The organism is Mesorhizobium sp. M2A.F.Ca.ET.039.01.1.1 (genome assembly GCF_003998035.1).
In the GTDB taxonomy this organism is placed as follows: Bacteria; Pseudomonadota; Alphaproteobacteria; order Rhizobiales; family Rhizobiaceae; genus Mesorhizobium.
The window spans coordinates 1-8,734 of record NZ_RZRY01000232.1; the positions used below are offsets into that span (position 1 = coordinate 1).

The 8,734-nt window shown below is 66.1% G+C and carries 6 protein-coding genes; all 6 read right to left on the bottom strand.

From position 1 onward, the window contains the following. The coding region (rpe, locus tag EOA24_RS18390) for a ribulose-phosphate 3-epimerase (RefSeq protein WP_127409965.1) at nucleotides 1-545 on the bottom strand (545 nt) is incomplete at its 3' end. A gap of 177 nt (nucleotides 546-722) precedes the next feature. Further along, complete coding sequence (locus EOA24_RS18395; protein WP_127409966.1) at nucleotides 723-4,331, bottom strand: hypothetical protein; 3,609 nt, start codon at nucleotides 4,329-4,331, stop codon at nucleotides 723-725. After that, nucleotides 4,328-6,316 carry a hypothetical protein gene (locus tag EOA24_RS18400; RefSeq protein ID WP_126079947.1) on the bottom strand — a complete coding sequence of 663 codons (1,989 nt, stop codon included), beginning with the start codon at nucleotides 6,314-6,316 and terminating at the stop codon, nucleotides 4,328-4,330. The genes EOA24_RS18395 and EOA24_RS18400 overlap by 4 nt, the downstream gene beginning before the upstream one ends. A gap of 356 nt (nucleotides 6,317-6,672) precedes the next feature. Beyond that, nucleotides 6,673-7,614, bottom strand: coding sequence for an alpha/beta hydrolase (locus tag EOA24_RS18405; RefSeq protein ID WP_127409967.1), 942 nt, complete (start codon nucleotides 7,612-7,614; stop codon nucleotides 6,673-6,675). Between the two features lie 26 nt (nucleotides 7,615-7,640). After that, nucleotides 7,641-8,423, bottom strand: a complete 783-nt coding sequence (locus EOA24_RS18410) for a carnitinyl-CoA dehydratase (protein WP_126079946.1) — start codon at nucleotides 8,421-8,423, stop codon at nucleotides 7,641-7,643. Then, on the bottom strand, nucleotides 8,416-8,734 hold a 319-nt coding region (locus EOA24_RS18415; protein WP_189353995.1), incomplete at its 5' end, for an acetate--CoA ligase family protein. The genes EOA24_RS18415 and EOA24_RS18410, both read right to left, overlap by 8 nt.

An 8,734-nucleotide genomic window follows, 5' to 3' on the forward strand; every position in this document is an offset into this window, starting at 1 on the left:
GTCTCGGCCGAGACGCCGCCGTCGATCTCGATATGGATCGGCCGGCTGCCGATCAGCGCCTTCACCCGCCTCACCTTGTCGACGATCGCCGGGATGAAGGCCTGCCCGCCGAACCCCGGATTGACGGTCATGATCAGGATCAGGTCGAGCCGGTCGAGCACATATTCGATCGCCGTCTCCGGCGTCGCCGGGTTCAGCGAAACGCCGGCTTTCTTGCCGAGGCTCTTGATGGTCTGCAGCGAGCGGTCGAGATGCGGCCCGGCCTCGGCATGCACCGTCATGCCGTCGCAGCCGGCCTCGGCGAAAGCCGCCAGGTAAGGATCGGCCGGCGCGATCATCAGATGGCAGTCGAAAAAGGCCTTGGTGCGGTTGCGGATCGCCTTGATCACCGGCGGGCCGAAGGTGATGTTGGGCACGAAATGGCCGTCCATCACGTCGAGATGGATCCAGTCGGCGCCGGCCGCCGCGACGGCCTCGACCTCATCACCCAGCTTCGAAAAATCCGATGCCAGCACCGACGGTGCGATCAGGGTCTTCTTGCTCATGGTGCGGCCTCTGTTGCGGATGCAAATCTCGGATTGCCTAGAGCATTTTGCGCCCAAGTGGAATCACTTGGAGTTGCGGAAATGCGGCTAACAGGAGGAAGATGCCGAAAGGGGAAGCGCGGGACAAGAAAGACCCGCCGGATCGCTCCGGCGGGTCTTGGTCTTCAGCCGCCTGGTTTACGGCTTGAAGTTCTGGATGTTGGCGCCCGCCGGGTCCTGCAGCACACGCCGCGGCTGTCGCTGCGGCACCAGCTGCTGCAGGATGTTTGGGTTGAGCAGCAGGTTCGGATTGATCCCCAGGCCCGGCTGCCGGCGGATCGGGAAGCAATCCGGATACCGTCCGGTCGTGCCGACCGGGCAGCGCCGCCTGATAATCGGCTGGCAAATGCCGTCGATCATCTGCGAGCCCGGAGCGCATTCAGCGTCTTCGAACGTGCCGCATCTGCCTTCTATCACCTCGGTGCCGCGCGGACACACGCAGGCGCCGCGCTTGTTGAGGACCTGGCCGCGGATCGAGCACGTCTGCGGCTTCCTGATCGGCGTGCAAGCCTTGCCCTTCAGCGCCGTCCCCTTCGGGCAGACGCAATCGCCATCGGCGTTGCGCACCTGGCCGCGGATGCGGCACTGGGCAGGCGGCTGCCGGTCAGGCACGCAAGCCTTGGCCGCGCGGTCGAGATGCGTCCCGTCCGGGCAGGTGCAGCCGTTCGATGTCGGCACCGCGCCACGGATCGTGCACTTCGGTGGAGCGACCTGGCAAACGCCGTTGACCAGCTCGCCGCGGCGGCACACGCAGTTGCCGTTCTCGTCGCGGTATTGGCCGGGACGCAGCGTGCACTGCGACTCTTCCGGTATGTCGCTCCGCACGCATTTGCCGTTCTCCAGATCGGTGCCGCGCGGGCAGACGCAACGGCCGGCCGAGTTCATCACCAGTCCATACAAGCACTGGTTCTTCACTTCGTGCCGGGTGGTGAAGGGATGGCACGCATAAGCCTTGCCGCGATCGCCCTGGTTGGTGGTCAGGTCGCGCGACAGCACGTCGCCGCCGCCTTGCACCGGCGTGTTCGGAGGAAGCACGCCGACGCAGTTCTGTCCGCTGACCGTGCCCTGCAGAGCGGCAAGACGCCCATCCTCGGGAAGGATCACGGTGACGTGGTGGCTGTGGCTTTCGCCGGCGCCCAGCGTCAGATTGGCGATGCAGGATGCCGGCAGCGTCGTCGGCTCCGGCGAACAGCCGAAGGGTGGGTCGATCGACGTGATCGGAACGTCTTCCAGCCGGCCGAGACCCTCCACGCCGATCGCATCGCCGATGCGGACTGGACCCGAGAAGGGGTTCGGCCCGTCATTCGTGATGGTGATCTCGAACGAGCATGGTTCTCCCGGCTGGCATTCGGCATCGCCGGTCTTCTCGACGCGGATGGTGGAGGCGCCGCCGCCCTTCGCGCAGGGCTGACCGATCGGGTAGACGATGTCGTCGCCCGGCGCCGGCCCAAAACTGCCACGCGCGCAGTTCTCGAACGCGCCATTGCCGCTCACCGTCACGTCCAAGTGCCGGCTGGTTCCGGGCGTCATCACGGCGCCGGGAATCTGACACGACAGCGTGTTTGCAGGCACCGGACCGCAAGCCCAGTCCGCACCGTCAGGGGTGACGGTTTGAATCTGGACAGGCGCTCCGCCCGACACCAGCGTGGCGGCATCGCTGACCCGCACCGGGCCAGTTGGGGCCGCGCTGCCGGCATTAGTGACGGTGATCCGGCAGGAAACAGCCGCGGCACCGGCCAGCGAGCCGCCGCATGTCTTGGTGATGCGCAGGCCGGGCTGACCGCCATTCGGATGGCGGATGCGCTCGGTCGCGCAGGCCTTGTTATTGGCGAGGTCGACCTCGCCGGGAATGCCTTTCACCTCGGCGCAGTTCTCGACCGTGTCCGGCCGGTAGTTTGCCGGCATCACCGCCTTGACGACGATCGGCGTCGAGGCGCCCGGAGGTAGCGCGATGCCGGCATTGTCGCAGCGGAACTGTCCAGGCCCGTTCGGTCCGCAAGCCCATGGCAGGCTCGGCCCGAAGGTCGACGAGGTCGGCGCGCCGCCCGGATAGGTGTCGATCACCGTCAGCGGCCCGTTATAGGTGCCGGTGCCGTTGTTGATGATGTCGATCACGAAAGAGCAAACGCCGTCCGGCGTGCAGACCGGGGTGCGGGCGCGCTTCTTCAGGATCAGGTCGACCTTCTTCTCGACCGGCGGATTGCACTGCGGATCGCGATCGCCACGGCTGCAGATCGGGATCGAAGCGCAGCCGCGGTCGTTCTGCTGGCTGCCGAACAGCGGCTTGCCGCTGGCCTGGTAGTCATAGGCGGCGCAGTTGCGCAACGCGCCGCCCTGCCAGCCGCCCGCCGGCTTGAAACCGAGCTTGAGGTTGACCGCGGCGCCGGGGTTGAGCGTCGTTACCGGATAGGTGCAGGTCATCGGCGTCGTGCCGGGCACGCAGACCCAGGGCGCATTCGGCCCTGAAGTCAGCACCGAGCCTGCCGGCAACGTCACCTCGTCGAGCACGATCTTGCCGTTATAGGGCGCGTCGCCGACATTGGTGACGGTGATGGTGAAGTCGCAGCCGCCGGCCATCGTGCAGCGCGGCACGTCGGCATGCTTCTCGACCTTGAGGTCCGGCTCCTTGTCCTTCGGCGGGCATCTCAGATCACGCGGGATGACGATGTCGATGACCTGCGTGCAGCAGAGCCCCCAGCCCGCCTTCGGCCCGGCATAGGTCTCGATGCCGGTGACGATGAGGTGGATGGTCTCGCCGGGCGAGGCGCCGATGATCTTCCAGTTCAGCACGCCGCCGCCGACCGGCACTTTCTGCGTGTCGGGAACGATGCTGATGCCGGGCGTGGTCGTCGCCACCTGCACCCATTTGCCGCCCATCTCCGGTCCGACCGGCATGTGGTAGACGAAGGCGCCGCCGCGGGGCACGCAATCGACAGTGCCGCGCTCGACCTTGAAGCATTCCTTGCCGGGAGGCGGAGGCGGCGGGTTGCATTTGGTCAGGTCGATCCTGATCGAGGTTTTCACCCCGGTGAGGAAATCGCCGTCGTCTAGCTTGTCCGGATCCTGCGAGGGGATGGTCGTTGCCGGCCCGCCTCGCAGCGAAACCTTGATCTCTCCCTGGTTGTCGACCGTTGCCGGTGCGGGGAAGGCCGCATGGTCTATCTTGGCGGTGATCCGGAAGGTGATGACGCGTTCGTTCGCAGCACCCGCGCCATCGAGGTTGGCAGCGCTGATGCGGAAATTGGAGACGCTCGCCGTGTCGTTCGGACCCGCCGACGTGCTGATCGAAGCAGCCGGCAGCGGTCCGCCGGAGGCGCTGGTGCCGTCGCCGGCGACATTGACGCTGACGATCTGCAGGCCGTGCGGCAGCTGGTCCCTGAAATCGAGCCTTGTCGCCTTGAGCAAGGCCGCCACGCTTGGCCGGTCGAAATCCTGCGGGTCGCCATGGATGCCGAAGCTCAGGACATATTCGACCGTATCGCAGCTTCTCTGGCCGCCTTTCTTGGTGAAGAACGGCACGATCCGCGCAAGTTCCGCGTTGATGCCGCGTGACGCCGGATTGGCGGCCTGGCTGGTCGTGGCCGGAGCCTGGTCCTGGGCGACAGCCGGCAGAGCCGGCATCATGGCGACCGCGATACCGGCCGCCATCAGCCAGCGCGCGCCGCGCCTGGCATATGACAGGGGCTTCATGATCGTTTCCAAGACGGTTTCGCGCGAGGCGAAGCGGGAGTGGGCGAGATCGCTCATCTTTCCCTCCTCGGCACTTCGCAGTCGACGGCTGGCGTTCTGAGCGGCAGTGTCATCTTGCAGCAAGGGTAGTAGCCGCCCTTGTCCTGGTCGGACTTGCGGTAGAAGCAGAGCCCGACATTGACGGTATCGCCCGGATCATGGCCGGTGATGTCGACCGTGTAGGGCTTGCCCGGGACATGCGACATGGGGGTGGTCACCCCGACGCCGGGCGTCCTGGACTGCGCCTTGATGGAATCGCCGCCGAAGCCGGCGTGGTCATGGAGAGTGAGTTCGGCCCGCAGCCCGCGCGGCGTGCAGTAGTAATGCACGTCCTCAACATCGACGCAGGGCGGCAGGTTGCCGGGCGGCGGGAAGTCGGGCGGATAGAACGGAGGCAGATAGCCGCCGGGGATTTCCTCGTAATAGCCGGCGCGGCCCTCGCAAGGACGCCAGACCCTGACGTCGCCGACATGGCCTTGCACGTCCGGGTCCTCGAAATAGCCGTCGAAATCGACGAACCAGGAGCCGAAGGGCGGCACGTTGGCCGGCTTGACCAGCCCGCTCGGGGTCAGCTGCACGCCATGCACGGCAAGCGGCCCGCCGGCGGCGAGCCGCTCGGCAAGCTCCGGATTGTCGCGCAATTTGTCGCCGGTGTTGACGACGGTGTCGGTGCAGACGGACGTGTCGAGATTGCCTTCGGCATCATAGCGATATTGCAGGTCGACGCCGCCGGCCGACTGGCGATTGCCCTGCGGGAAGCCGATCGCATATTCCGATGGAACCTCGACCCAGGCCGATTCCGTCGCCGGATCGTCCGGGTCCTCGCGCCAGTAGCGGATCAGCTCGCCTTTGCCGGAGGAGGCGAAGCGGCTGTAATCATAGCGATTTTCGATCGGGCCGCGCTGGGCGAGATACATGAAGCCCTTGTTGTCGAAGGCGATGTCGGTGACCGCATAATCCTGGTCCGCCTTGACCGTCAGCTCCCAGCGCGGATCGCCTGCGAAGCTTCCGTCGCTCGCAATGCCGACCGACCAGATTTCGGCCTTCTCGCCGACGGAATAGTAGAGCCGGCCGCCATGATAGGAGACGGCCCAGACCCGGCGCGCATCCTGCGTGTAACCCCAGGTCGCGGGGTCTTCGGCGTCGAAGGCCGCGCCCTGGATGTCCATTGGGACGCCGTCGTCGGCGACCGGGGCCAACCCATGCGCCGGGCGCCCGGCGATGCCATGGTCGAAGCTGTCGATCGGATTGCCCTCGATATCGATGCGCTGAATGAGCCCCGTGTCGAGATCCGAAGCGAAGAAATCGCGATGGGTCGGATCGAAGGCGAGGTTGCCGATGCCTGGCCCGCTGTTGGTGTCGATGTCGGCGAATTTGGAGACGGCACCCGTGATGCCGTCGATCTTCCAGATCGTGCCCGGGCCGCCTCCATTCTCGGTACCGAACTGGCCATCCATGAAGACCGCGCCCGCGGCGCCGCGGCGCTGCCGTTCCGGCCTTCCATCACTGTCCGCGTCCGAGGTGACGATCTCGACGCCGTGCAGCGAGGTCGCGGCCGCATAGAGGTTGGGAACGCCCGACGGCACGCCGTCGCGCACGCCATCGTCATAGGCGAGGCCGAACACCTCGCCGATCTGGCCGGCCGTCACCTCGAAGGGCGGCGGCGTGAAGACAAGCTGGCCGGAAGCCGGTCCCCCGAGATGCGAGACGTTGAAAATGCGCAAGGATGCGCGCGACGTGTCGATGAAGGTCTCGTCGACCGGGTCGACGCCGGGCGGCAGACCCCCCTTTTCGGAATCGGGAGGGTCGAAATCGGGAATGATGGTGCCCGGAAAGCCGGTGACCGCCATCGATCCGGGATAGATGATCTCCTGCGCCTTCGCCGCGCCGCCGAGCCACAAGCCGGCGGACAGCGCCAAAGCGAGAATTCCGCTGCCTGTCGCGATTGCGCGGCGCAAACGGCCGCCACGGGAACGCAGGAACGAGCCGCGAACGCCAGACATTGAACTCCCCCCGAAGCCGCTGGGAGAAACGTCCGTTCTTGCCGCGCCAACCAGGGCAAGGCGCGGCGTTGCGGCACGTTCTTCCCCGATCGAATTGTCTGTTTTCCTCTTTGCGACGATACGCCGGCTGCCGGGCAGGGTCAACGGAATCAGCCGGAAGCCTAGCGCGTCGACCCCATCCCGAAGGCGGTGATCGCGCCGGACTCCCGCTGTTCCCGGAGACCGCGAAGTCTCTGGGTTTTTTGTCATGGCGGCTTTCCTTTCCGGGCCGCACCATCGCGGCGCCTGGCCGTCAGTCGCCCGCCGGCGGGGGAAGGGTCATGTCAGGATAGCGGAGCGGAAAGCGCCCTGGGATGTCACCAGATCCAGTCGCCGCGCCCGAGCGCCGAAACCGCCTCGACGATGCGGGTGAAGCTGGTCCGCGCCCGGCCCACCATGTGCCGGGCCCTGAGGTATCCATGCACCAGCCCCGGCTCCTCGAACCAGAAGGCGTGCCCGCCAGCCGCGACGATGCGGTCGCGATAGGCTTCGCCGTCGGATGACAGCGGGTCGCATTGCGCGGTGATCAGCACGGTCGGCGGCAGGTTTGCGAAATCGGCGTCGGCGAGCGGGTAGAGCGTGATGTCGCCGGTCAAGTCGACGCCGCCAGTGCGGACATGCTTGTAGAAGTCGAGGTCGCGCAAGGTCAGCATCGGCGCCTCGGCATGCGTAACGTAAGAGCCCTTCGAGTGGTCGCCGCCGAGGCCGGGATAGATCAGCACCTGGCCGGCCGGCTTCTTGGCATGGCCGCGCGTCGCATGCGCAACCGCCGCGCAGAGATTGCCGCCGGCGCTGTCGCCGCAGAGCAGGACCGGGCAGTCATAGGTCTTGGCGGCCCATTCGAAGGCGTCCATGGCGTCGTCGAAGGCCGCCGGGTGCAGATGCTCCGGCGCCAGCCGGTAATCGAGCGAGACCACATCGAAGCCGGTGCGGGCGCAAAGCTCGGCGCAGACATCGTCATGGCTGTCCAGCCCGCCAAGGATGAAGCCGCCGCCATGGATATAGAGCACCATCGCGGCCTTGTTCGGAACGGCGTTGCGGTAGACGCGGATCGAGATGCTGTTGGTCGGCGCGGCAACGACAGTCGTCTCCGCCGTCACGCCTTGGGGGTAGCCGGCAAAGAACTCCCGGCACATCCGGTCGTAGATCGCCCGCTGCTCTTCGATCGTGTAGTCGATCGTGTCCGGCGGATAATAGGAGTTGGTCTTCTCGATAAAGGCCCACGTTTCCGCGTCGATGAGGGTTCTGTAGTCGGTCATGATGGATGACGCCGTTATCTCCGACGTTATCGTCCCTTCCACACCGGATCGCGCTTCTCGGCGAACGCCCGGAAGCCTTCAATATTGTCTTCCGACCCGTAGAGGATATCGACCGTCGGCAGTTGCCTCCTTGTCACCTTGTTCATGGCGTCCTGGAAGGTCAGCGCCTCGGCCACGCGCGCCGTCTCCTTGATCGAGGCGAAGACCAGCGGCGGACCGCTGGCCAAAAGCCTTGCGATCTCCCAGACGCGCTCTTCCAGCTTGTCCTTGGGCAGCACCTCGTTGACCAGGCCCCAGCGATGCGCTTCGGCGACATCCATCCAGCGGCCGGTGAACAGGAGGTCCATGGCGATGTGGTAGGGAATGCGCTTCGGCAGCTTGATGGTCGCGGCGTCGGCAAGCGTGCCGGCGCGGATCTCGGGCAGCGCGAAGGAGGAATGGTCCGAGGCGTAGATGAGGTCACAGGACAGCGCCAGCTCGAAACCGCCGCCCACCGCCATGCCGTTGACGCAGGCGATCACCGGCTTGTTGAGGTCGCGCAGTTCCTGCAGCCCGGCGAAGCCGCCGACGCCATAGTCGCCGTCGACCGCATCGCCGGCTGCCGCCGCCTTCAGGTCCCAGCCGGCGCTGAAGAACTTGTCGCCGGCCGTCTTGACGATGGCGACGCGCAGCTCCGGATCGTCGCGGAACGCCTTGAAGGTCTCGCCCATCAGCCGCGATGTCTTGAGGTCGATGGCGTTGGCCTTCGGCCGGTCGAGCGTGACCTCGAGGATCGCGCCTTCGCGGCGGGTGGTGATGACGTCAGCCATTCTTCTTTTCTCCAAGCACCAAGAGGGCGTCCGCGATCCATGCGCCCTTGCCTTCGGCGCAGACGATGAGCGGGTTGATGTCGAGTTCCTCGATCTCGCCTTCGTTCTTCTGCACGAAGTCGGCAATGCCGGAGATGGCGTCGATGGCGGCGTTGACGTCGGCCTTCGGCCGGCCGCGATAGCCCTCGAGGAGAGGATAGAGCTTCAGCCCACGCAATGCCGCCTCGATGTCGTCGCGCGTCGCCGGCAGCATCAGCGTCACGCTGTCGCGCAGAAGTTCCACCAGCACGCCGCCGGTGCCCAGCGTCATC